24 protein-coding genes and 2 pseudogenes are annotated in these 21,838 nt (G+C 73.4%); 10 read left to right on the forward strand and 16 right to left on the reverse strand.

From position 1 onward, the window contains the following. Positions 1 to 71 precede the first annotated feature (71 nt). Both Voc01_RS37555 and Voc01_RS37560 read left to right on the forward strand, forming a co-directional pair. On the forward strand, positions 72 to 1,052 hold the full coding sequence (locus tag Voc01_RS37555) for an ArsR/SmtB family transcription factor (RefSeq protein WP_203932436.1): 981 nt from the start codon (positions 72 to 74) through the stop codon (positions 1,050 to 1,052). Further along, positions 1,036 to 2,367: a cytochrome P450 gene (locus Voc01_RS37560; protein WP_203932437.1), complete on the forward strand. Its 1,332-nt coding sequence runs from the start codon at positions 1,036 to 1,038 to the stop codon at positions 2,365 to 2,367. The genes Voc01_RS37555 and Voc01_RS37560 overlap by 17 nt, the downstream gene beginning before the upstream one ends. Here Voc01_RS37560 and Voc01_RS37565 read toward each other — a convergent pair. Beyond that, positions 2,346 to 2,813: an SRPBCC family protein gene (locus Voc01_RS37565; RefSeq protein ID WP_203932438.1), complete on the reverse strand. Its 468-nt coding sequence runs from the start codon at positions 2,811 to 2,813 to the stop codon at positions 2,346 to 2,348. The genes Voc01_RS37560 and Voc01_RS37565 overlap by 22 nt on opposite strands. Positions 2,814 to 2,919: 106 nt before the next feature. On the opposite strand from Voc01_RS37565, the gene Voc01_RS37570 reads away from it, so the two are divergent. Next, complete coding sequence (locus Voc01_RS37570; RefSeq protein ID WP_203932439.1) at positions 2,920 to 4,203, forward strand: S8 family peptidase; 1,284 nt, start codon at positions 2,920 to 2,922, stop codon at positions 4,201 to 4,203. Positions 4,204 to 4,266: 63 nt separating this feature from the next. Next, positions 4,267 to 4,659: a PPOX class F420-dependent oxidoreductase gene (locus Voc01_RS37575; protein ID WP_203932440.1), complete on the forward strand. Its 393-nt coding sequence runs from the start codon at positions 4,267 to 4,269 to the stop codon at positions 4,657 to 4,659. Here the strand turns inward: Voc01_RS37575 and Voc01_RS37580 are convergent. The 7 genes from Voc01_RS37580 to Voc01_RS37605 form a co-directional block, all read right to left on the reverse strand. Then, the gene (locus Voc01_RS37580; RefSeq protein WP_203932441.1) at positions 4,587 to 4,967 is read right to left on the reverse strand and encodes a hypothetical protein; all 381 of its coding nucleotides are present in this window, start codon (positions 4,965 to 4,967) and stop codon (positions 4,587 to 4,589) included. The two genes, Voc01_RS37575 and Voc01_RS37580, sit on opposite strands and share 73 nt — an antisense overlap. Then, a complete protein-coding gene (locus Voc01_RS37585) occupies positions 4,964 to 5,548 on the reverse strand; it encodes a hypothetical protein (protein ID WP_203932442.1) in 585 nt (194 codons plus the stop codon). Before Voc01_RS37585 ends, Voc01_RS37580 begins: the two co-directional genes overlap by 4 nt. 139 nt (positions 5,549 to 5,687) lie before the next feature. Beyond that, positions 5,688 to 6,323, reverse strand: coding sequence for a threonine/serine exporter family protein (locus tag Voc01_RS54805; protein ID WP_373873918.1), 636 nt, complete (start codon positions 6,321 to 6,323; stop codon positions 5,688 to 5,690). Next, positions 6,236 to 6,685 carry a threonine/serine exporter family protein gene (locus tag Voc01_RS53490; protein ID WP_239160771.1) on the reverse strand — a complete coding sequence of 150 codons (450 nt, stop codon included), beginning with the start codon at positions 6,683 to 6,685 and terminating at the stop codon, positions 6,236 to 6,238. Before Voc01_RS53490 ends, Voc01_RS54805 begins: the two co-directional genes overlap by 88 nt. A 2-nt stretch (positions 6,686 to 6,687) precedes the next feature. After that, positions 6,688 to 8,334: an alpha/beta hydrolase gene (locus Voc01_RS37595; protein WP_203932444.1), complete on the reverse strand. Its 1,647-nt coding sequence runs from the start codon at positions 8,332 to 8,334 to the stop codon at positions 6,688 to 6,690. 25 nt (positions 8,335 to 8,359) lie between these two features. After that, the gene (locus tag Voc01_RS37600; RefSeq protein WP_239160772.1) at positions 8,360 to 9,073 is read right to left on the reverse strand and encodes a CPBP family intramembrane glutamic endopeptidase; all 714 of its coding nucleotides are present in this window, start codon (positions 9,071 to 9,073) and stop codon (positions 8,360 to 8,362) included. Positions 9,074 to 9,108: 35 nt separating this feature from the next. Continuing rightward, positions 9,109 to 10,215 (reverse strand): hypothetical protein, encoded by a 1,107-nt coding sequence (locus tag Voc01_RS37605; RefSeq protein ID WP_203932445.1) that lies wholly within the window; start codon positions 10,213 to 10,215, stop codon positions 9,109 to 9,111. A 169-nt stretch (positions 10,216 to 10,384) separates the two neighbouring features. Between Voc01_RS37605 and Voc01_RS37610 the strand changes: the two genes are divergently transcribed. Further along, on the forward strand, positions 10,385 to 13,192 hold the full coding sequence (locus Voc01_RS37610; RefSeq protein WP_203932446.1) for a cation-translocating P-type ATPase: 2,808 nt from the start codon (positions 10,385 to 10,387) through the stop codon (positions 13,190 to 13,192). Then, positions 13,185 to 14,006, forward strand: coding sequence for a polyphosphate kinase 2 (ppk2, locus tag Voc01_RS37615; RefSeq protein WP_203932447.1), 822 nt, complete (start codon positions 13,185 to 13,187; stop codon positions 14,004 to 14,006). Before Voc01_RS37610 ends, ppk2 begins: the two co-directional genes overlap by 8 nt. Before the next feature lie 66 nt (positions 14,007 to 14,072). On the opposite strand, the gene Voc01_RS37620 is transcribed toward ppk2, so the two are convergent. Together Voc01_RS37620 and Voc01_RS37625 are read right to left on the reverse strand one after the other, a co-directional pair. Then, positions 14,073 to 14,558 carry a DUF1269 domain-containing protein gene (locus Voc01_RS37620; RefSeq protein ID WP_203932448.1) on the reverse strand — a complete coding sequence of 162 codons (486 nt, stop codon included), beginning with the start codon at positions 14,556 to 14,558 and terminating at the stop codon, positions 14,073 to 14,075. 29 nt (positions 14,559 to 14,587) lie between these two features. Next, entirely contained in the window at positions 14,588 to 15,022 is a 435-nt protein-coding gene (locus tag Voc01_RS37625) for a DUF7144 family membrane protein (protein WP_203932449.1), read from the reverse strand. A gap of 115 nt (positions 15,023 to 15,137) precedes the next feature. Between Voc01_RS37625 and Voc01_RS37630 the strand changes: the two genes are divergently transcribed. Further along, positions 15,138 to 15,539 (forward strand): hypothetical protein, encoded by a 402-nt coding sequence (locus tag Voc01_RS37630; RefSeq protein WP_203932450.1) that lies wholly within the window; start codon positions 15,138 to 15,140, stop codon positions 15,537 to 15,539. A gap of 106 nt (positions 15,540 to 15,645) precedes the next feature. Continuing rightward, positions 15,646 to 16,053 carry a DUF7144 family membrane protein gene (locus tag Voc01_RS37635; protein ID WP_203932451.1) on the forward strand — a complete coding sequence of 136 codons (408 nt, stop codon included), beginning with the start codon at positions 15,646 to 15,648 and terminating at the stop codon, positions 16,051 to 16,053. A 57-nt stretch (positions 16,054 to 16,110) separates the two neighbouring features. On the opposite strand, the gene Voc01_RS37640 is transcribed toward Voc01_RS37635, so the two are convergent. Continuing rightward, positions 16,111 to 16,419 (reverse strand): hypothetical protein, encoded by a 309-nt coding sequence (locus Voc01_RS37640; RefSeq protein ID WP_203932452.1) that lies wholly within the window; start codon positions 16,417 to 16,419, stop codon positions 16,111 to 16,113. A gap of 138 nt (positions 16,420 to 16,557) precedes the next feature. Between Voc01_RS37640 and Voc01_RS37645 the strand changes: the two genes are divergently transcribed. Beyond that, positions 16,558 to 17,142: an Rv1733c family protein gene (locus Voc01_RS37645; RefSeq protein ID WP_203932453.1), complete on the forward strand. Its 585-nt coding sequence runs from the start codon at positions 16,558 to 16,560 to the stop codon at positions 17,140 to 17,142. A gap of 14 nt (positions 17,143 to 17,156) precedes the next feature. On the opposite strand, the gene Voc01_RS37650 is transcribed toward Voc01_RS37645, so the two are convergent. Further along, entirely contained in the window at positions 17,157 to 17,780 is a 624-nt protein-coding gene (locus Voc01_RS37650; RefSeq protein ID WP_203932454.1) for an HdeD family acid-resistance protein, read from the reverse strand. Between the two features lie 96 nt (positions 17,781 to 17,876). Here Voc01_RS37650 and Voc01_RS54810 point away from each other — a divergent pair. Continuing rightward, a pseudogene (locus Voc01_RS54810) lies at positions 17,877 to 18,689 on the forward strand (YhjD/YihY/BrkB family envelope integrity protein); the annotation flags it as partial. A 207-nt stretch (positions 18,690 to 18,896) separates the two neighbouring features. Here the strand turns inward: Voc01_RS54810 and Voc01_RS54815 are convergent. The 4 genes and pseudogenes from Voc01_RS54815 to Voc01_RS37675 all read right to left on the reverse strand — a co-directional run. After that, positions 18,897 to 19,505, reverse strand: a pseudogene (locus tag Voc01_RS54815) (YhjD/YihY/BrkB family envelope integrity protein); the annotation flags it as partial. A gap of 125 nt (positions 19,506 to 19,630) precedes the next feature. After that, positions 19,631 to 20,773, reverse strand: a complete 1,143-nt coding sequence (locus tag Voc01_RS37665; RefSeq protein ID WP_239160774.1) for an AI-2E family transporter — start codon at positions 20,771 to 20,773, stop codon at positions 19,631 to 19,633. A 45-nt stretch (positions 20,774 to 20,818) separates the two neighbouring features. Beyond that, positions 20,819 to 21,265, reverse strand: a complete 447-nt coding sequence (locus Voc01_RS37670; protein ID WP_203932455.1) for a DUF7144 family membrane protein — start codon at positions 21,263 to 21,265, stop codon at positions 20,819 to 20,821. A 34-nt stretch (positions 21,266 to 21,299) separates the two neighbouring features. Further along, positions 21,300 to 21,779, reverse strand: a complete 480-nt coding sequence (locus Voc01_RS37675; RefSeq protein ID WP_239160775.1) for a hypothetical protein — start codon at positions 21,777 to 21,779, stop codon at positions 21,300 to 21,302. Positions 21,780 to 21,838 lie beyond the last annotated feature (59 nt).

Raw genomic sequence — 21,838 nt, forward strand, 5'->3', positions numbered from 1 at the left:
GCCATGCTCGGGCGGCCGCCCGGGAGCGTCAACGGTTTCGGCTGACGCCGAAGGCGTGCCAGACTGCGACGATGCTGCGGCTCTGCCTCGGATCCGCCGACCTGGCCCGGGTGCGCGTCGCCGACGCGCTGCACCCGGCCGCCACCGTGCCGCTGGCGTACCAGGCACTGCGCGATCCGGCCACCGCCGTGCGGCTGCCGGGCCTGGCCGGCCGGGTGGAGCGGGCCGCCCCGCTGCTGCGCCCGCTGCACCACCTGGTCCCGTCGCGGGGCCTGATGCCCGACTTCCTGACGCCGACGGACGGCCTGGAGTCGCTCGAAGCCGGCCTGGCGGCGGTCCGGGCGACCCCGCCGCACCGCATCCGGTCGCAGGTCGCCGCCGCGTACGCGCACCAGCCGGTCACCCCGTTGCGGCGACGCCTCGCCGCCGCCGACCCCGAGGTGCTCGACGCCCTGGTGACGGCGCTGGGGCACTACTTCCGGGCGGTGCTGGACCCGTACTGGGCGACGTTGGAGCGCGCCCGGCGCCACGACGTGGCCGAGATCGGACGCCGGTTCGCCCGCTCCGGCGTCGACGGGGTGCTGACCACGCTCCCGCCGGGGGTGCGGTGGCGGTCACCGGTGCTCGAGGTCGACACGTGGCCGGCGGCCGGCGGCCGGTCGCGCCGGGACGTGCACCCCGCGGGCCGGGGCGTGGTGCTGGTGCCGTCGCCGTTCGCCGGGCCGCGTCCGCGCGTCCTGGCGCCGCCGGACGGGCCGACGCTCGTCGTCTACCGCTCGGATGCGCCGCTGCCCCTGGACCCGCCGGTGCCCGACGCGGTCGAGCGGCTGCTCGGCCGCACCCGCGGCGAGATCCTGCGACGGGTGGGGCAGGCGGGCCGGCACACGACCACCTCGGTGGCCCGCGACGTCGGGATCAGCCCGTCGTCGTCCTCCGAGCACCTCGCGGTGCTGCGCGCGGCGGGCCTGGTGACCAGCCACCGCAGCGGCGGCACGGTCGCGCACCGGACCACCCCGCTGGGCACGGAGCTGCTGGATGCGTCCCGACACTGAGGTCGTCTTCGACCCGGACACCTACGTCACCGGGGTGCCGTACGACGCGCTGGCCCGGCTGCGCCGGGAGCACGCGGTGGTGTGGGTCGAGGAGAAGCCGGTCCTGGGCTGGCCGGGCGGTCCGGGGTTCTGGCTGGTGCTGCGGCACGCCGACGTCGGGTCGGTGCTGCGCCGGCCGCGGCTGTTCTCGTCGTGGCTGGGCGCCACCCAGACCCGTGACCCGGCCACGCCGGAGGCGCTGGCCTACGTCCGCACGATGATGCTGAACATGGACCCGCCGGACCACTCCCGGCTGCGGCGGCTGCTCGCCCGCTCGTTCACCCCGCGCGCCGTCGACGCGCTGACCGACCGGATCCGTTCCCACGCGAGGGCGATCTGTGACCGCGTGTTCGTCGGCGCCGGCGGCGAATGCGACTTCGCCACCGACATCGCCGCGGACCTGCCGCTGCTGACGCTGGCCGACCTCCTCGGCATGCCGGAATGCGACCGGGGGCTGCTCTTCGACTGGTCGAACCGGGTCATCGGCTACCAGGATCCGGACTACGCGTCGTCGGCGTCGTTCGACCCGTCCTCCGGGTCGCCGATGGCCCGCGCCGCCGCGGCGCTGCGGCCGCCGCCGGGGTCGCTGCCCGACCCGCGGACCCGCGAGGGCATGCCGGACCTGTACGCCTACGCGCACCTGCTGGCCGGGGAGAAGCGCCGCCGGCCGGGCGACGACGTCATGTCGATCCTCCTCGCACAGGTCGACGACGACGGCGGGCGGGTGTCGGTGGAGGAGTTCGAGAACCTGTTCTGGCTGTTCGCGGTCGCCGGCAACGAGACGCTGCGCAACGGCCTGCCCGGTGCGTGCGTCGCCCTGCTGGAACACCCGGACGCCCAGGACCGGCTGCGCGCCGACCCGGGCCTGCTGCCCACCGCGGTCGAGGAGATGCTGCGGTGGTGGACGCCGGTCATGACGTTCCGCCGCACGGCGACGGCCGACTGCGAGCTCGGCGGGCGGCAGGTGCGCCGCGGCGACAAGGTGGTCGTGTCGTTCACCTCGGCCAACCGCGACGAGGCCGTGTTCGCCTCCCCGGACCGGTTCGACGTCGACCGCGCCCCCAACCCGCACCTGGTGTTCGGCCACGGCCCGCACTTCTGCCTCGGTGCGCACCTGGCCCGGATGCAGATGCGGGAGCTGTTCGCCGAGGTGCTGCGCCGCACGTCGGCGCTGCGTGGCGCGGGGCGACCGGACCGGCTGCGCTCGAACTTCCAGCACGGCGTGAAACACCTGCCGGTGGCGTGGACCGCCCGTCAGCCGACCGGCTCCACGTAGGACGCCAGGTTGGCCAGCGACGAGGCGATTCCCTGTTCGTGGACCGCCTGGTCGATGCCGGCCGGCACGTCGGTGGCGGTGACGGTCACCTCGGTTCCGGCACCGGAGGCGGCGAGCCGCCACGTCATCGTCATGGTGCCCGCGTACAGCGGGTCGTCGGACTCGAAGACGGCCCGGTGCACCACGCGTTCGGACGGCACCAGGTCGGCGAAGCCGACCTCGACGACGTCGGTGCCCTCGGTGCTCTTCCCGGACCCGTCGGACGGGTCGAGGTAGGTCAGGACCATCCGGAACCCGCCACCCGGCCGCGGATCCCACCGCTCGATCCGCCCGCTCATGCCGTCGGGCGGCAGCCACGCCTCGACCGCGGCCCGGTCGACCAGCGCGCCGTACACGGCCGCCGGTGGCGCCGCGATCGTCCGGGCGGCGCGGTCGGTTCGTCCCATGCGGGGATTCTAGGCGGGCGCCCGCCGCCTGCCGTCCGGGGCGCGGGCGACGGGCAACCGTGGCGCACCACGACCGGTACCGGACCCGCCACCCCGGCGCCGTGTGATGGTCGACGTGCGAACCCCCACGCTTGTCGGACGAGTCGTCGCCGCCGCCGTGACCGGCGGCCTGGCCGCCGCCTGCGCTGTCGGCGTCGGCGCGGGCAGCGCCGCCGCGGCGGAGGGCACGGTCGCGAACGCCGGCGCCGTCGGCGCGATCAGGGACCGGTACATCGTGACGTTGCGGGACACCGCCGAGACCGCGAAGCCCGGCTTCGCGCGGAGCCTCGCGGCCCGGTACACCGCCACGGTCACGACGGAGTACGGCGCCGCGGTGCGCGGGTTCGCGGCGACCCTGTCGCAGACGCGCGCCCGGCGGCTGGCGGCCCACCCGGCGGTCGCGTCGGTGGAGCAGGACCGCACGGTGACGATGTCGACGACGCAGTCGGGTGCCACCTGGGGCCTGGACCGCATCGACCAGCGCACCCTGCCGCTCACCGGCACCTACACCTACCCCGGTACGGCGGCGGGCGTCACCGCCTACGTCCTCGACACCGGCGTGCGCCTGTCGCACGGCGAGTTCGGCGGCCGGGCCCGCTCGGGGTACGACTTCATCGACAACGACGCCGACGCGTCGGACTGCCAGGGCCACGGGACGCACGTCGCCGGCACGGTCGCCGGGCGGACGTTCGGGGTGGCGAAGCAGGCCAGGATCGTGTCGGTGCGGGTGCTCGACTGCACCGGGTCCGGCGCGTACTCCGCGATCATCGCCGGTGTGGACTGGGTCACCCGGAACGCCGTGAAGCCGGCCGTGGCGAACATGAGCCTCGGCGGCGGCGCCAGCCCGACCCTGGACGCCGCGGTGGGGAACTCCATCGCCTCCGGCGTCACCTACGCCCTCGCCGCCGGCAACGAGAACAAGGACGCCTGCACCGTGTCCCCGGCCCGCCAGCCCGACGCGATCACCGTCGGCGCCACCGACAGCACCGACCGGCGCGCCCCGTACTCCAACCACGGAACCTGCGTCGACGTCCTCGCGCCCGGCTCGGCCGTGCTGTCCGCGACCAGGACCGGCGACACCAGCACCGGCACGATGACCGGCACGTCGATGGCCACCCCGCACGTGGCCGGCGCCGCCGCGCTGTACCTGGCCGCCCACCCCACCTGGACGCCGGCCCAGGTGCGGGCCGCCATCATCACCGACGCGACCCCGAACCGGATCACCGACGTCCAGGGCTCGCCGAACAAACTGCTCCACACCGGCACCCTGTACGCAACCGGCCAGGACACCCGCCCGTCCGTCACGCGGCTCCCCACGGCGACGCGCCAGCCGGTGCGACCGGCGCTCTGACCGGCCGCGCGCCCCGATGCCCGGTAGCATCGGGGTCCGCTACGTCCGAAGGGGTCGCCCACCGTGTCCAACGAAGTTCCCGACAGCCACACCGACCTGCTCGAGCGTCCGCTGTTCGCCCACCTGGCGACGGTGCGGCCCGACGGGTCGCCGCAGACCCAGGTGATGTGGTTCCGGTGGACCGGCGACCGCGTGCAGATGACCCACACGAAGACGCGGCAGAAGTACCGCAACCTCCAGAACGAGCCGCGGCTGGCGCTGTCGATCGCCGACCCGGACAACCCGTACCGCTTCCTGGAGATCCGCGGCGTCGTCGAGAACATCGCCGACGACGACGCGCAGGCGTCGTTCTACCAGGGGCTGCAGGAGCGGTACGGCCGCAGCTACACCATCACCGACGCCGACGTGCGGGTGATCCTCACCATCCGGCCGGAGAAGGTCGTCGCCCACGGCTGACGCCGGCCCGGCGTCGGCCCGGTGGACACGAACCCGGTGAGGTCGGCCAGTTTCATCGCACCGGCCGCGATCAGCACCAGCGCCACGGAGACCTGCAGCGCGGTCACGACGACGGCGCTCACCGCGGCACCCCGGCGCCGTCGAGGATCCGGGCGTGGCACGCCCGTCGAGTCGGGCAGCCGCCAGCCGGCGCGGCGCGGCGGCTGGCCGTCGTCCCGTCGGCCGAGCGGGCTCTCCACCCGCAGGACCGCCAGCCGCACGACCGTCAGGACGGCGAGGAACCCGACCGTGCCGGCAGGGATCCTCACACGACCGGGCCACGGGCGGTGAACACGATCGACCACGTGCCGGCCCCGGTGTCGACCTGGTAGGCGTAGCAGCCCGGCGCCTTGACCCGCGTGAAGCTCGGATAGTCGCGCCAGCCACCGGTCTGGCCCTCGTACGAGCCGGTGTTCAGGCGCAGCTCCGGCTGCGCCGGATCCTCGAACGCCAGCCCGCCCTGGCCGTCGAGCTGCCGGCCGCGGACGAGTACCGGGCCGGTGGTCGCCGGGTCGACCGCCCACAGCACCTTCTGCCCGCCCCACGTGCGGTCGGTCCAGGTGCCGCCCCGCGTCGGGGACTCGTAGTGCAGCACCGCGCCGGTACCGACACCCGCGGGCCGGGCCGGACCGGTGCCCAGCAACGGGCCCAGCCCGGGATCGGGCCGCTGCACCTCGGTCGCCACCGGACAGGTGGCCCCCGCCGCGACCGGCGGATGCGCCCAGGGGCGCCGCAACGCGGCGAACGCGTCGGCCGCGCCCGACACCGACGCCGTCGGGCCGGTGGGAGACGGAGTCGGCGCGGCGTCGGGCGGTCCGGCGCATCCGCCCAGTACCACCAGTGCCGCCACGGTCAACACGTTCGTGGCTCCCGTACCCACCGCGCGCCTCCCCGTGAGCTCGACCTCGCGAACCTGGCGGCACGGACAGACTACGGCCGGTTCCTGTCAGGGACCGGCCCGTTCCATGGGACGGGAGCATCCGCCGCCGTCACGGTCGCCGGGACGCGACCGCGGCGGCGCCGACCAGCATTCCCACCGCGATGGCGACGATCAGCCCGACCATGTCGGCGACGCCGGTGACCCCCTGCACCGGGTGGCCGCCGATCCAGCTCTCCAGCCCCGCAGGCCGTGCGACCCCGGCGTCAGGACGTAGAACGCGCCCAGGTACAGCACGTACGCGGGCGGGCGTCCCGGCCGCCGCGAGACGAGCAACGCGGTCGCGGTCGTCACGGCCGCGGCGAGGAAGGTGCCTGCCGCCTCGCCCGCCGCGCGGGTGCCGACCTCGGCGACCGCGGCGGTGACGAGGATGAGGCCGAGCGCCCACGGGAAGTCGCGGGCCGCCATAGAGAAGGCGAGCATCACCCCCCACGGCGAACAGGAGCCAACCGGTCCACGTCCACAGTGGACCGAGGGTGCCCGGTTCCACGTCGAACAGGTCCCCGTGCGGCACCCCGAGCAGCACCGTGGCGAGCAGCGCGCCGAACGCGAGGATCAGCAGCATCGCGACGCTGTAGACCAGGCGTGCGGCCCCGGCCGTCAGCCGGTTGGTCGCCAGCTCGAGGGCGGCGGCGGTGATCGCGTCGCCGGGGATGAAGTAGAACAGCGCCGGGACCAGCAGCTGGATCGGGGTGACGAACGTGAGCCGCGGATGCCGGTCGGCGGCCCGGCGAGGATCGCGTCGAGCCTGCGGGCCGCCTCGCGGGGTGCCGGCCCGTCGCGGTGGATCTCGGCGACCAGCGCGTGGACCCGCGAGACGTGGTCGAGCGGCGGCACGGTCGGCTCGCGCGAGTACGTCAGCGTCCGCCCGCCGACGGTGAGCAGCGCGGCGTCGGCGAGGAACACCGCCTCGACCGGGTGGCCGTAACGGTGGGCGATCCCGTGGACGGTCGCCTCGCACCGCGTCGTCCCCTCGAAGCTCGACCGGAGCAGCCAGCCGGTGAGCGGGCCGAGCAGCTCCAGCAGCTCGTCCGCGGTCGTCCGGGGCACGGTCATCCCTTCGCCACGACCCCGGTCAGCGCCGCGGTGCGCTCGGCCGTCCAGCCGTCCGGGGGCAGGACGCGTGCCCACGCCAGCGCGGTCTCCGTGCCGTAGCTGTGGCCGTGCCCGGCGGGAACGCCGGTGGCGAAGGCCATGTCGGCGGTGACCTGCCAGAAGGTGACGAACGGGATCCACCGCATCGCCGGGAGCACGTCGTGGCCGCGGGGCTCCTCGAGCCAGTCGGGGCGGCTGACCAGCAACCGGGGCGACCACCACACGATCGGGTCCGACGGGTGCTGCAGGTACACCACGCGGGGGCCGTCCCACGCGGTCGACGGCTGGTCGAGGTCGTGGCCGGGCTCGATGGCGAAGCGCACCGTGTCGCCGTTGCCGTAGCGCGGCAGGATCTCGGTGCTGCCGGGGTCGCGGTCGGCGACCAGTTCGCCCCACAGCTCGTTGCTGTTGGGCGGGCCGACGAGCACCATCCCGTCGACCCGGTTGCGGATGTCGTCGACGCCGCTGAACGCCGGCTCGGCGCCGAACGAGCCGAGGCTCTCCCCGAACACGAGCAGCTTCGGCCGCTGCTGCGCCGGCAGCCTGCTCCAGGCGCCGTAGACGGCATTGAACAGGTCGCGGCCGGCGTCCTTCGCACGCTGCTTGTCGACCAGGAACGACAGCCAGCTCGGCAGGTACGAGTACTGCATCCCGACGATGGCCGTGTCGCCGTTGTACATGTACTCCAGCGGGTCGACGGCCTGCTCGTCGATCCAGCCCGAGCCGGTGGTGGTCACGACGCACAGCACCCTGCGGGTGAACGCGCCGGTGCGTTCGAGTTCGCGCACCGCGAGCGCGGCGCGTTCGCGCGAGGTCGGCGCGCCGTCGAGGCCGACGTAGGCGCGGATCGGCTCCCGCGCCGGGCTTCCGGAGAAGCGCTCCAGCGCGGCGGTGTCGGGGCTCCCGCTCGCGAAGGCCCGGCCCTCCCGGCCGAGCGAGGCCCACGTGACCAGCGAACCCGGCCCGCCCGACTTCAACGCGGACTCGGGCTGCCTGCTGTCGGGCTTGTCCTCGCCGTTGGCGGCCTTGAAGGACGTGTCGGTGACCGCGAAGAACCCGTCGATGACGACGCCGTTGAGCACGCCCAGCGCCAGCACGACGACCACGGTCCCCGCGAGGACGGCCGCCGCGCGGGCGGGGATCCACCGGCCGAGCAGGCGGGCGAGGGCTCTCGCGCCCTTGCGTAGCAACCGGAACAGCCCGACCAGCGCCACCGCGACCACCACGGCCACGAGCAGCACGATGACGTAGCCGGGCCGCGCGGGCGGGTCGACGCCCATCAGCCGGTGGATGTCGCGTTGCCAGCCGGAGCCGAGCCACAGGAACACGACGACGGCCGCCGCGGCGACCCCGGCCAGCGACCACCACGCCACGCGGCCGGGCGCGGGCAGGGTGCGGGTGGTCAGCGAACCGACCATCCAGACGGCGAGGACGCCCAGGCCGTACCCGATCGCGGTGAGGACCCCGCTGATCAGACCCTGCAGCACCGCGCCGCGGGGGAGCAGCGACGGGGTCAGCGACAGGCAGAAGAAGACGGTCGCACCGGCAAGGCCCACGTAGGTGTAGTGCCACCGGTCCAGCAGCAGTGCGCGTACCCGGGACATCGGTTCCCCTCTTCCATGACGAGCGTCAGCGCGACACACCTGCGGAGACGAGGATCCCGAGGCCGTTGACGGCCCAGTGCAGCCCGGCCGGCGCCAGCAGGCTGCCGCTGCGCCGTCGCAGCTCGCACAGCAGCACTCCCGCCGCGGTGGTGAACACGACCGCTCCGGCCACGGCGAGGGTCCGCCCGCCCGCGCCCGGGCCCACGAGACCGGCGACGGCCGGGTTGACCTCGTTGAGCCGCAGCGACGGCAGCACGTGCCAGAGACCGAACAGCGTCGACGAGACCGCCGTCGCCCACACCGTTCCGTGCCGGTCGCGGACCAGCGCCCACAGCACGCCCCGGAACGCGACCTCCTCGAACAGCACCGTCCCGAGCGGGACCACGACGGTCGCGGTGACCAGGGCCGTGCCCACGTCGTCCCGGTACCGCTCGTCGAGGAACGCGGACCGGGTCGCCGGAACCAGCGCGCCCACGACGTAGACCGCGCCGACCGCCGCGACCGACACCGCCGCGAACGCCGCGCCCCGCCGCCACGACCGCCGGCCGAGCCCGACCGCGTCGAGGTCGAGACCCGCCCGGCGGGCCAGCACCAGCATCACGACCGCCCCGATCGGCCCGGCGACCACCATGGTGTGCCGTGGCCCCAGCCGGCCCGCCGCGGCCACGGCCACGAGCAGCCCGATGGCCAGCAGCACGTCGGCGCGTCCGGCGCGCCGGGTCGGTTGCGTGGTCACCACGGCCGAAGCGTGCGCCGCCGGACGGGGCGGGGTCGTCACCCGCGTGAGGTGAACGGGGGCCCGTCGCCGTATCCGGGCGGGTCGGGCGGCTCGGGCGGGTAGGTGGGCCGCTCCGACGGACCCGACAGATCCGGTGGCGGCGCGGCGTGCCGCGGCGGGTAGTCCGTGGCCCGGGGCTCGTCGCCGGCGCCGGACCCGTAGGGCGTGGCGCCGTAGCCCGCCGCGCCGGGCTGACCCGGTCGACCGGCCATGCTCGGTGCCGGCGTGCCCGGCTGCGGTCGCGCCGACAGCACCGCGGCCAGCGCCTCCTGCGCCGCGATCACGCGCGGACGCAGCAGCCGCCACTCGCGGTCGGCGGCCAGGACCTCGTTCTCCTGGTCCACGGCGTCGACGAGGTCCTGCAGCGACGTGCGGACCTCGTAGGCCCACGCCCGGCGCTCCTCGTCGGCCGTCCGGCTCGCCAGCACGTCCCAGCTGCCCATCAGGTTTCCGAGGTCGTCGCGCAGCGGTGGCCAGGTCAGCGCGCGTTCGCCGGCCGTCGTGGTGGTCAGCATCGACGGCAGGCGGTTCAGGACGGCGGTGGTCGCGCCGACGAGGTTGGCCGCGTCGGTGTCCCAGTCCGACCGGTGCTGGGTGCGCCACAGCACCAGGCCGCCCACCAGCAGGCCGACCATCAGGATCAGCAGCAGGCACCACACGTCACCGCTGCCGGTGGACTCGGCGGCGACGTCCGACGCCGCCGGCGGTGTGGTGGCCGGCTGGACCGGCTGCTGCGCCGGCGGGGCCGCCTGCGCGGTGTCCGGCGGCTGCTCCGGCGCCTGGGTCGGCTGCGCCCGGGTCGGCTCGGGCCGGGGCTGCCCGGTGGTGGGCGCCGGCTGCGCGGTCGTCGGCGGCGCCTCGGTCGGGCGGGCCGTCGGGGTCGCGTCCTCGGTGCGGGTGGGCCGGCCGGTGCGGTCGTCGGTCGGTTTGGGGGTTTCCTGGGTGTCGTCGGTCGGCCGGGTCACGGTCCGGTCCGTCGACGGGCGACCGCTGGGCAGCGAGGTGCCATCGCCACCGCCGCCCTCGCACGCGCCCGCACCGAGAAGGACGAAGGTGGCCAGAAGCATCGCCGCGCCGGCTCGCCGGCAGACTGCCGCTCTCATGCGGCGACCGTAGGCGGGCGGGTCGCCCCCGGACATCGCTCCGCGCGGATGGGCCGGCGCCGCCCCGACGACCACGGGTGAAGCGAACCATCCACGCCGGGTGAGGTGATCCGCACGGGGGTCCGTCAACGGTGGAGGGCACGCCTGACACCGGACAGGAGGCGCCCCCATGACCGAAACCAGCAGCGCCGTAGAGCCGAAACCGGACGTCGGTGCCGACGGCCGGCCCTGGTTCGCGCAGGACGCCGACGCGGTGGTGGCCGCCCTGACCAGCGACACCGGAACGGGCCTCGGCGCCGCCGAGGCGGCCGCCCGCCTGGGAAAGTACGGACCGAACCGGATCGCCGCGGAGAAGCCGCCGTCGGCGTTCATGGTCGCGCTGCAGGAGATGCGCGACCCGATGAACATCATGCTGGTGGCGGTCGTGGTCGTCAGCCTGCTCATCGGCGAGGTGTCGACGGCACTCATCGTCGGGCTGCTGATCGCGCTCAACGTGGTGCTTGGCGCCCGGCAGGAGCTGTCGGCGCGCGCGAGCGTCGACGCGCTCTCGCGCCTGCAGGTTCCGCAGGCCCGCGTGCTGCGGGACACGACGGTCACGCTCGTACCGGCCGTCGACCTCGTGCCCGGCGACATGGTCCACGTCGAGGCCGGCGACCTGGTGCCGGCGGACGGGCGGATCGTCCACTCCGCGACGCTGGAGGTGCAGGAGGCGGCGTTGACCGGGGAGAGCGCCCCGGTGCCGAAGGGCGCCGCGACACTGTCCACGACGGACGTTCCGCTCGGTGACCGCAGCGACATGCTGTTCCAGAACACGTCGGTGACCCGCGGAACGGCGACCATGGTCGTGACGGCCACCGGCATGCGGACCGAGCTCGGCCGGATCGCCTCGATGCTGACCTCGGTGACGCGCACCCGCTCGCCGCTGCAGAAGGAGCTGGGGTCCCTCACGAAGGTGCTGGGCGCCATCGCGTGGACCGCCGTCGCGTTCATCGTCGTGATCGCGGGGATCCGCGGCATGCCGCTCGAGCAGATCCTCCTGCTCGGCACGGCGATGGCGATCTCGGCGATCCCGACCGGCATGCCGGCGTTCGTCTCGGCGCTGCTGTCCTACGGCGCGCGCCAGCTCGCCGACGCGAAGGCCGTGGTGAAGAACCTGACCGACGTGGAGACCCTCGGCGCGACGAGCGCCATCAACACGGACAAGACCGGCACCCTGACGATGAACGAGATGATGGTCTCGGTCCTCTACGTCGGCGGCGTCTGGTTCACCGTCGAGGGGGAGGGGTACCGCAAGACCGGCGCGATCACGTCGGCGACGGGCGCCCCGGTGCCCGACTTCACCCGGGTGGCCCTGGGCCTGGCGCTCGACAGCGACGCGACCGTCGCCGACGACGGGAGCGTGATCGGCGACCCGACCGAGGCGGCGCTGGTCGTGCTCGCCGCGAAGCTCGGGATCGACGCCGACGAGGCCCGCCGGGCGCACCCCCGCCTCGCCGAGGTCCCGTTCGACTCGGACTACAAGTTCATGGCCACCTACCACCGGCTGCCGGTCGACGGCACCGAGCAGCTGGTCGAGCTGGTGAAGGGCGGCCCCGACGTCGTCCTCGTGCGCTGTTCCCACGTCGGGTCGTCGCTGCACGGTCCGCTGCGGCCGATCGCCGACAGGCGTGCCGAGATCGACGCCGCCAACGAGCGGATGGCGGGCAAGGGCCTGCGGGTGCTCGCGTTCGCCGCGCGGATCATCCCTGACGAGCAGGTTCCGGCGGCGGTGTCGGACCCGATGTCGATGACCCGCGAGCTGGTCTTCGTCGGCATGGTCGGCATCATCGACCCGTTGCGGGCCGAGGCGAAGGCGGCCGTGCGGACCGCGCTCGACGCCGGCATCGACGTGCGGATGATCACCGGCGACCACGCCGTCACCGCGCGGGCGATCGGGGAGACGCTGGGCCTCGGCCCGGGCGCCGCCACCGGCGCCGAGCTGCAGGCCATGTCGGACACGGAGCTGGCCGACCGGCTGCCGCGGCTGCACGTGTTCGGGCGGGTCTCGCCGGAGGACAAGCTGCGCCTGGCCCGCGCGATGCAGGAGCAGGGGCTGATCGTCGCGATGACCGGCGACGCCGTCAACGACGCCGCGGCGCTGAAACAGGCCGACATCGGTGTGGCGATGGGCAGCGGCAGCGAGGTCACCAAGCAGGCGGCCCGGATGATCCTCACCGACGACAACTTCGGCACGCTGGTGCGCGCGGTCGAGATCGGCCGGCGCGTCTACGAGAAGATCGTGGCCTACGTGCGCTACCAGATGACCCAGCTGCTGTCGCTGGTGCTGCTGTTCGTCACCGCGACCGCGTTCAACATCAACGACGGCGTCGCGATGACCCCGTCGATGGTGCTGTACCTGCTGTTCTTCGCGACCGCCGCCGGCGTGATCATCATCGCGCAGGACCCCGGCGACCCCGACGTCATGCACCGGCCGCCGCGCGACCCGGCCGTGCCGATCAGCAACCGCACGTCGATCCTGTTCTGGCTGCTGTACGCCGTGACCCTGTTCCTCGGCGCGCTCGTGCCCCTCGTCGCCGGGCCCGACGACCCGAGCTCCGAGGCGCCCAGCGCCGCGCTCACGATGACGTTCGTGGTGATGGGCTTCGGGACCGTCGTCAACGCGCTGATGAACCGGCGCGACCCGGGCAGCGGGCTGGGTGCGCCGATCCTGAAGGCCCTGGCGGTCGCGCTGGTCCCGGCCGGCCTGGTCGTGCTGGCCACCCGGATCGACTTCCTCCAGGACGCGCTCCTCACCCAGCCGCTGACGGGTCCGCAGTGGCTCGCCTGCCTCGGACTCACGCTGCCGCTGCTCGTGGTCATCGAGGTGGGCAAGTGGATCCGCCGGCGACGCGTACCCCGGGCGACGATCGACGCCCGCCTCGCGGTCGCACCGGCCCGCGCCCGCACCACCGACCCGACGGGAGACGGCAATGGCTGAGCACAACACGGCGGTCCTGGAGAAGCAGGAGAAGAAGCGACCGCGGATGAAGGAGAAGGAGTACCAGCGGGAGCTGCGCCGCCTGCACGGCGAGCTCGTCGCCATGCAGGAGTGGGTGAAGGCCTCCGGTGCCAAGGTGTGCGTCGTGTTCGAGGGGCGTGACACGGCCGGCAAGGGCGGCGTCATCAAGGCCATCATGGAACGGGTCAGCCCGCGGACGTTCCGCGTCGTGGCACTCTCGGCGCCGACCGAGCGCGAGCGGTCCCAGATGTTCATCCAGCGCTACCTGCCGCACCTGCCGGCGGCCGGCGAGGTCGTCATCTTCGACCGCAGCTGGTACAACCGCGCCGGCGTCGAGCGGGTCATGGGCTTCTGCAGCGAGGAGCAGACGAGGAGCTTCCTCCAGGCGCTGCCCGGCGTGGAACGGGCGATCGTCGACTCCGGCGTCATCCTGCTCAAGTACTGGCTGGAGGTCAGCCCGGAGGAGCAGACCCGGCGGCTGGAGGGCCGCATCCACGACCCGCGCAAGGTCTGGAAGCTGTCCGACCTCGACCTGAAGTCCTACAGCCGGTGGTACGACTACTCCCGCGCCCGCGACGACATGTTCCGCGCCACCGACACGGCGTGGGCGCCGTGGAACGTCGCCGTCACCAACGACAAGAAGCGGGGCCGGCTCAACATCATCACGCACCTGCTCAAGCACGTCCCCTACGAGCCGCTCGACCGGGTGGACGTGAAGCTGCCCAAGCGGCAGAAGCCCAACGGGTACAAGGAACCCGACCTTCCGCTGCGCATGATCCCCACACCGTTCTGACCGCGGCACCACCGCGAACGCCGACGCCCGCGCGTGCAACGCGCGGGCGTCGGTGCATCGTCCGGGTCACCGTCCGAACGACTCGAGGAGCATCTTCTTCTCCTCGTCGGTGAGGTTCGTGCTGACCAGTGTGCTGTTCATGCCGTGGAAGCGCTCGGCGAGCCGGTCGAGGTCGCCGTGCTCGGTCACCGTGAACAGCGCCGAGGAGCCCTCGGTGAGCCCGGTACGGATCTTCGCCAGCTCGTCCCTGGTGATGCCGGTGCCCTCGGTCGCCTTGCTGAGCAGACCGAGCCCGGCACCCACGACGCCGCCGACCACCGGTACGAAGAACAGCGCGCCGAGCAGGACGCCCCAGATGGCACCCCATCCGGCGCCGTGCCATCTGCCCTCGTGCCCGTGCTCGGTGGTCGGTTTCGACGCGCCGACGGGCCAGGTGACCACGGCGTGGTCGTGCACCTGGACGAGCCCGTCCCGTTCCGCGTACTTGAGTGCCTCGGCCGCCTGGCCGGCGCCGTTCGGGTCGTCGAACTTCCATACCGTGAACGTCGTCATCGCCCTACCCTTCTGTGTCGTCGTGGCCGTCAGGCCGTTCGGAGGACCTTGGCCTCGCGGCCGTGTACGGCCACCGCGTAGATGACGATCACGTCAAGCGCGAGGGCCATGGCGCTCCAGATCGGATACGCCGACATGAAGGCGAAGTTCAGGATCGCGTCGCCGACGGCGAGAACCACGCCGACGACGTCGGCCCACGTGCGTCCGAACACGACCCCGTAGCCCGTCACCATCAGGAGCACGCCGAAACCGACGAGCACCCAGCCCCACACCGCGTAGTCGATGGTCGCGACGGGACCCGAGTCGACGGGGGTGTAGTAGTCGTCGTTGAAGACGGCGACGAACCCCTGAATGACGTTGAGGATGCCGACCGTCGCCATGACGATGCCGGCGAAGGCCACCCACCCGACCCACGTCGTGAGGCTGTCGGTATCTCCGATCCCGCTCCGTCGCCGGGTTGCCATCCGGAACCACCTTTCGATGTCGCGTCTGTTGATGCCACGATCGGTCGGGCGGGTGACCGCCGGTTCATCCCGCGTGAATGAACGCCCGCGGCCGTCCGGGGTCCACGCTGGCGGCATGCGACCCATCTCCAGACTCGTCGCCGCCGTCGCGGTGGTCCTGGTCCTCGGCGGCTGCGCCGACGAGCCGGACCGGCCCGCGGTGTGCGACAGCTACGACTCGGTGCAGGCCTCGGCAGACGACCTGCGCAACGCGAACGTCAGCGAGAACGGCCTGTCCCAGGTCCGGACGGACCTGGAGGACCTGCGGCACGCCCTCGTGCAGCTCGTCGACGACGCCAGGGCGCAGTACGCCACGGAGGTCGACACGATCGAGAAGGCGGCGGCCGACCTCCGGACGGCCGTGACCGCGGCCCGCGCCGACCCGGGACCGATGACGCTGTCGGCCGTCGGTGACGCGGCGGCCTGGCTCCGCGAGACCGTCCACCGGCTCGGAACGGCCATGGCGGACACCTGTTGACCCGCGGATCGACCCGCGGATTCCCCCGTCATCCCCGCGGGAGGAGGTACGCGGGGACCGGGACGCCGGAGGCTGTGCCTATTACGAGTCCGGAGGGGGCGAGGAGATGAGCGGGTACTCCCGGGCATGGGTCGGCTGGATCTTCTTCGCGGCGTCGATGCTGCTCCTCGTCGGGCTCTTCCAGATCCTGATGGGCGTCGTCGCCCTGTTCGACGAGGAGTACTTCCTGGTGACCCAGGACGACCTGCTCGTTCCGGTGGGCTACGTGGCGTGGGGCTGGATCCACATCGGACTCGGCGCCCTCGCCGTGGTCACCGGCTTCGGCGTCATGCTGGCTCAGCTGTGGGCCCGCGTCATCGCGATCGTCGTCGCGGTGGTGAGCCTGTTGTCGAACGTCGCGTTCATCTCGGTCACGCCGCTGTGGTGCCTCACCATCGTCGTGTTCGACATCCTCGTGGTGTACGCGCTGATGGTCCACGGCACGGAGGTCGAGGACGCGGCGTTCGACTCCTGACCCGGCATGAGGCGAGGCCCCGCCGGACGGCGGGGCCTCGTGCTGTGCGGTCGCGGGTCAGGAGCTGACGGCCGCCTCGCGGCCGGCCGGCAGCGGCGCGCCGACGTCGGAGACCAACAGTTCCCCGCCGTTGCGGCGCCACGCGCCGGCGCCGGCCCGCACCGCCGCCCTGGCCTGCCGCCACTGCCGCCGGGCGAGCTCGCTCGGTGGCACCTCCATCCGGTTGATCCGGCGCCGTGCGATCGCTCCGACCGCCACCGTGGCCAGGCCGATGCCGGCGATCCCGAGCGCCGCGGCCGCGGCCAGGAGCGCCGAGCTGGTGATCAGGAGCCGTGCGCCTTGCATCTTGTCCGTGTCGTCGCCCATGGATTCCACCCCTCGTCGGCTTGTGTGCCAACGATGTCGGGCGCGCCGGCCGGCGGCATCGTCCGTGCGGGATGATGCCCCGCCGGCGGTGGGCGGAGACCTTTGTGGCGGCGGAAGGCCGGACATGAGGGGTACGAGATGGAGTCGCTGAGGCGCTGCGCCCGTCGGGCCGGGATCGGGCGGAACCCCTTGCGCCGCCCCACGGACCGGTTCGAGACGTGGTTCACCGTGCTGCTGACGATCGCCGTCCTGGTGACCGCTCCGTTCGCGGTGTGGTGGTGCGCCGGCGACGCCTACGAGCGCGCGACGTCGGCCGCCGACCGGCAGCGGGACATGCTGTTCCTGGTGCAGGCGGTGCTCCTGGCCGACGCGGACAGGGCCGAACGGACCTACACCGACGACGGTGCCACGCTGCTGCTGGTGCCGGCGCGCTGGACGGCACCGGACGGGACGGTCCGGACGGGACAGCTGGAGCCGCCGGCGTACGGCCGCGCCGGTTCGACGGTCGCCATCTGGACGGACATCCGCGGTAACCCGATGCAACCGCCCACGTCGAACCCGCTGGGTGCGTCGGTCGGTGTCGGGCTCGCCGTCACCTCGTTCGCCGTCGTCGTGTACGCGTGCGTCCTGGCGGCCGTGCGGCGGTCGCTGAACCGGCGCCGGATGGCGGCCTGGCAACGGGAGTGGAGGAGCGTCGAACCGCGGTGGAGCGGGCGGCGGTGACCGACGCCGCGGGGTCAGGTCCCGTCGCCCGGGCGGCGGAGCTGGAAACCGACCACGACCTGGAGCGCGCCGGTGGCGACGAAGCCGAGGCCGGTCATGACGACCAGGACGAACAGCGACAGCTCCGGCACGAACAGGAACGTCAGCCCGATGAGGATCGACACGACGCCGATGACGGCCAGCGCCGTCCGCGTCCGGCCCTTCGCGTCGACGCTCATGACCGCTTCGGCGATGCCGCTCAGCAGCCACGTCATCGCGACCACCACCGACAGCAGCGCGACGGACGTCACCAGGTCGCGCAGGCAGGCGGCGCCGATGAGGACGAGGACGACGCCCACGATCCCCGACAGCACCTGCCGGCCCACCCCGCGACCGGTGACGAACGCGCCGAAGATGCGCATCAGCCCGCTGATCACCACCCAGACACCGGCGAGCCAGGCCAGCACGCGCAGCGTCGCGTCGGGCCACGCCAACGCGACGACGCCCACCAGCACCGACAGCGTGCCCAGGGCGACGAGCGACCACCACGGGAAGAGGCCGGAGTCGCGCATGACGACCTCCTGGCTGGTGAGGCTCGCGCGCAGGCCGTCCGAGGGGGCTGGACGCCCGGTGTCTCGCGTCGCCGGAATGTCGGTCATCGTCGTCTCCCGGTGGTCGGCAGCGGTCGTCCCCGACGATCCGCCTCCGGCCGCACGGCTGCCTCACCCCGATCGGGTGAGAACCCTCCGCGGCGGATGCTCGCGTGGGTCGACCGGGTCCAGCGGCGCCACGCGGTGCTGGCGTTCCCGTACGCCGTGCTGCGCAAGTACGACGACGACGAGGCGGGCCGCGACGCCGCGTTGATCGCCTACTACGGGTTCCTCAGCGTGTTCCCGTTGCTGCTGCTGGGCGTCGCCGTGGTGTCGCGCGCGCTGGTCCGCGACGCGGGGCTGCGCGAGAGCGTCGTGGAGGCGATCGTCCCGCCGGCGCTGGGTGCCACGGTCGACGAGGCGCTGGCGTCGCTGCCGACGTCGACGCTGGCGTTCGTCGCCGGCCTCGTCGGGCTGCTGCTGTCGGCGACGGGCGTGGCGTACTCGGTCGACCGGACGGTCAACCACGTCGCGGCCGTCCCGCGCGGCGACCGGGCCGGTGCGGTCGTCCGGTTCCTGCGCGCGGTGCTGACGGTGGTGGTCCTGCTCGTCGGGGTCGTCGCGGTCGGCTGCCTGACGGTGGTGGTCGCCGCGCTGCCCGGCCTGCCGCTCACCGGGCGGGTGGTCGTGGCGTCGGGGTCGGCCGTGATCGCCTTCGCGGTGCTGCTGGCGTGCGGGTGGCTGCTGCTCGACCGTCCGGTGCCGGTGCGCGAGCTGTGCCTGCCGGCGGCGATCGGCGCCGCCCTGGTGGCGGCGATGCTGCACCTGGGCACGCGGCTACTGGCGTTCCTGGTGGCCGGTGCCGGTCCGGTCTACGGCGGTTTCGCGACGGTCGCGGGCGTCTTCACGCTGCTCAGCCTGCTGAGCCACGGGCTGGTCCTCGCGGCGGAGGTCGCCGCGGTGCGCCACGCCCGCCTCTGGCCCCGGGCCGTCGACCGGTCGCGCCCGACCGTCGCCGACGCCCGGGCCCTGCTGCTGCTGTGCCGGGAGCAGGACCGCACCCCCGCCCTGCGGGTCGACGTGTCGGATGTTCCCGCGGACCAGCCGTCCGAGGTGTCCCGGGTCGCGGGCCAGCGCGTGGCCGACGACGGCCGTGGCGAGCAGGGCGAAGGACAGCGCGTACAGCCAGCTCACGTACGTGAACGCGAGCCCGATCGTCCCGTAGCGCTCGACGCTGACGTCCATGGCGTGCGGCAGCGCGACCGACGCGACGGGTCGCAGCACCAGCATCACCAGACCGAACAGGACGCCACCGGGGACGAGCTCGCGCGTCCGGACGGCACCGCCGAGCACCAGCCACGGGACGAGCACCGCCACCCCGATGTCGGCCAGCGACAGCAGGACGGCCGAGGTCAGGTGTGACGGTGGGATCCGGTCGGTGACCCACTCGAGCAGCCGGCTGCCGACGAGGAACGCGCACAGCAGGAGGACCGCCGCGAGCCACCGTGGCGCCATCGCCATACCCCCGCGTACGCGCGGAAGGTCCCATACGGCGCCGTACGCGCGGGCCAGCGCGCGCGACAGTCCGGTGGCCGAGACCAGCACCACCAGCGCGCCGACGACGCCGAACGCGCCGATGCCGGAGCCGCGCAGGGTGTCGTCGAGCAGCCGCTGCGTGGCGGCGGGAAGGTCGGCGGCGTCGGCGACCCGGGCGCTGGCACCGCGGCCGAGCAGCGTCGCGAGCAGGATCAGGATCGGGAAGATCGACGTGAACGCCTGCGCGGCGACGGTCATCGCCCGGTCGAAGATCTGCACCCGAGCCAACCCGGCCACCGATGCCACCAGGATGCGGCCGGGGCCGTGGTCGGTCACGCCGGAGGCGCCGCGGCGCAGCGCCCGGAGGGCGTCGCCGGGCCGGCTCACCGGCGTCCCGGTCCGCTTCGGGGCGCAGCCGGAGCGGTCGAGCCGCCGGACAGCAGCGGCGCGATCCACCGCGTCGCCGGGTCGACGTCGACCAGCAGGCCCTTGGCCAGCAGGCTCAACGGGATCGCGAGCAGCGCGCCGAGCGGGCCGAGCACCCACGCCCAGAACACCAGCGACAGGAACGACACGGTGGTCGACAGGCCGACCGCGTCGCCGACGACCTTCGGCTGGATGATCGACTGGATCACGAAGTTGACCACGCTGTACAGCACGATGACCGACAGCATCAGGTCGGGCCCGCCCTCGAAGAGCCCGAGCAGCGCCGGCGGGATCAGCCCGATCACGAAGCCGATGTTCGGGATGTAGTTGGTGATGAAGGAGAGCAGACCCCACAGCAGGGGCAGCGGGATGCCGAGCGCCCACAGCACACCGGTGTCGATGACCGCCACGATCAGGCCGAAGATCGTCGACACCAGCAGGTAGCGCCGGGTGCCCTGCGCGAAGGAGCGCAGCGCGCCGACCACCTGCGGGCGCTCCCGCTGTGCGACCTCCAGCCGGTCGGGCAGGTGCGCCGCGTCGAGGCACATGAACAGCAGCACCGCCAGCAGGAAGATCGAGTTCGACGCCACCCCGGCCACGGTGCCGAGCACGTCGGCGAGCACCGACTCGATCGTGCCCGGCTCCACGGTGGCGATCAGGTCGCGCACCGACTGCCCGCCGCCGCCGAGCGCCTCGACGGCGCCGGTGAGGTCGCCGCGCAGCGACGCCAGCTCGTCCGCATAGGCGGGCAGCAGGTCGATGAGCCGGGCGACCGACAGCACCAACGCCCCGCCGAGAAGGAACAGCAGGAGGTACACCGTGGTCACGGTGGCCGTCGTCGCGAGCCAGGTCGGCGTGCCCAGCCCGCGCAGCCACGTGGTCAACGGGCTGACCGTCACGGCCAGCATCAACGCGAGCAGCAGCGGCGCGAGGAAGCCGGCGACCACGCGCATGCCGCCGATCGTCACCACCGCGCCGGCCATCCCGAGCAGGACGACCGCCCCGCGCGGAACCGCCGGCGGTGCCGGCGCCAGGGCCGCGCGCGGCGCGGTTCCGTTCAACCGTCCCCGGAACCGCGCCGCGCGTCCCGACCGTGCCACGCCCTGGGCCACCGTGCACCTCCGCCGGTCGCGCCGTGACGCGGCCTAGTAGTGGGTCTTGACCTCGCGGCCGTGCATGGCCAGCGCGTAGATGACGAGGACGTCGGTGGCGATCACGATCGTGACCCAGATCGGGTACGCGGCCAGGAAGGCCATGTTCACCAGGGCGCTGATCACGGCCACGACGATGCCGAGGACGCGGGCCCACATCTGTCCCATGAAGATGCCGATGCCGGCGCCGGCGGCGACCAGCCCGAGGATCAGGTGGGTCCAGCCCCACGTCGTGTAGTCGAGGTCGATCACCAGACCGTTGCGGGTGACCATGTAGTACTCGTCCCGGATGATCGCGACGATGCCCTCCATGGCCTGGAAGCCGCCGAGCATCACGAGCATGATCCCGGCGAAGATCACCAGTCCGACCCATCCGGTCGGTTCCTGCGACCGGACGTCGGCGAGAGACGGGCCGGCCTGACGTTCCTGCGTGTCCGACATTCTGTTCACCTTTCGGGGTTGTGGGTATCGACGGTCAGGAGTCCGGTTCCCAGATCCGTCGCCGGCGCCGGGGTGCCCGGGGCAGGTCGTGCAGAGCGGCGGCGAGATACGGCCCGACGAGACTCGTCCGGTCCAGGTCCATGGCCGCGACCTCGACGCGCGACCCGTCGGGCAGGTCGAGCTTGATGGAGACCGGCCGGTGGCCGAGCCCCGCCACGTCGAGGGCGCTCAGCTGGTGGACGCCGGCGTGGCGGATCCGGCCCCGCAGCGTCACCCGGACCAGGAGCAACGGCCCCCGCCTGACGACGAGGTCGTCACCGTTCCACCGGGCCGACAGCCGGTGTCGTGACCACCGGTGCCGTAACCGGGGCCATTCGGAGCAGCGGCCGGCGGTCAGCCGGACGCGGCACCGGAACGCGCCGTCCGCGTTCACGACCCGCCGACGGCGCACGTACAGCACCGTCGCCACCCCGAGGAGCAGGACGACTGCGACGGCGATCAGCAGCGGCTTCACCCGATTGCCTCTCTCGTGCTTCGGACCTTTCGCATGCTCGCCCGCACCTCCGACCGGTC

The organism is Virgisporangium ochraceum (assembly GCF_016863655.1).
GTDB classification, from domain to species: domain Bacteria; phylum Actinomycetota; class Actinomycetes; order Mycobacteriales; family Micromonosporaceae; genus Virgisporangium; species Virgisporangium ochraceum.

Bases quoted from the DNA above. Each gene is read 5' to 3' on its own strand.
- Voc01_RS37555 (WP_203932436.1), top strand. From the start codon at position 72: ATGCTGCGGCTCTGCCTCGGATCCGCCGACCTGGCCCGGGTGCGCGTC.
- Voc01_RS37560 (WP_203932437.1), top strand. From the start codon at position 1,036: ATGCGTCCCGACACTGAGGTCGTCTTCGACCCGGACACCTACGTCACC.
- Voc01_RS37565 (WP_203932438.1), bottom strand. From the start codon at position 2,813: ATGGGACGAACCGACCGCGCCGCCCGGACGATCGCGGCGCCACCGGCG.
- Voc01_RS37570 (WP_203932439.1), top strand. From the start codon at position 2,920: ATGGTCGACGTGCGAACCCCCACGCTTGTCGGACGAGTCGTCGCCGCC.
- Voc01_RS37595 (WP_203932444.1), bottom strand. From the start codon at position 8,334: ATGTCCCGGGTACGCGCACTGCTGCTGGACCGGTGGCACTACACCTAC.
- Voc01_RS37605 (WP_203932445.1), bottom strand. From the start codon at position 10,215: ATGAGAGCGGCAGTCTGCCGGCGAGCCGGCGCGGCGATGCTTCTGGCC.
- Voc01_RS37610 (WP_203932446.1), top strand. From the start codon at position 10,385: ATGACCGAAACCAGCAGCGCCGTAGAGCCGAAACCGGACGTCGGTGCC.
- ppk2 (WP_203932447.1), top strand. From the start codon at position 13,185: ATGGCTGAGCACAACACGGCGGTCCTGGAGAAGCAGGAGAAGAAGCGA.
- Voc01_RS37620 (WP_203932448.1), bottom strand. From the start codon at position 14,558: ATGACGACGTTCACGGTATGGAAGTTCGACGACCCGAACGGCGCCGGC.
- Voc01_RS37625 (WP_203932449.1), bottom strand. From the start codon at position 15,022: ATGGCAACCCGGCGACGGAGCGGGATCGGAGATACCGACAGCCTCACG.
- Voc01_RS37630 (WP_203932450.1), top strand. From the start codon at position 15,138: ATGCGACCCATCTCCAGACTCGTCGCCGCCGTCGCGGTGGTCCTGGTC.
- Voc01_RS37635 (WP_203932451.1), top strand. From the start codon at position 15,646: ATGAGCGGGTACTCCCGGGCATGGGTCGGCTGGATCTTCTTCGCGGCG.
- Voc01_RS37640 (WP_203932452.1), bottom strand. From the start codon at position 16,419: ATGGGCGACGACACGGACAAGATGCAAGGCGCACGGCTCCTGATCACC.
- Voc01_RS37645 (WP_203932453.1), top strand. From the start codon at position 16,558: ATGGAGTCGCTGAGGCGCTGCGCCCGTCGGGCCGGGATCGGGCGGAAC.
- Voc01_RS37650 (WP_203932454.1), bottom strand. From the start codon at position 17,780: ATGACCGACATTCCGGCGACGCGAGACACCGGGCGTCCAGCCCCCTCG.
- Voc01_RS37670 (WP_203932455.1), bottom strand. From the start codon at position 21,265: ATGTCGGACACGCAGGAACGTCAGGCCGGCCCGTCTCTCGCCGACGTC.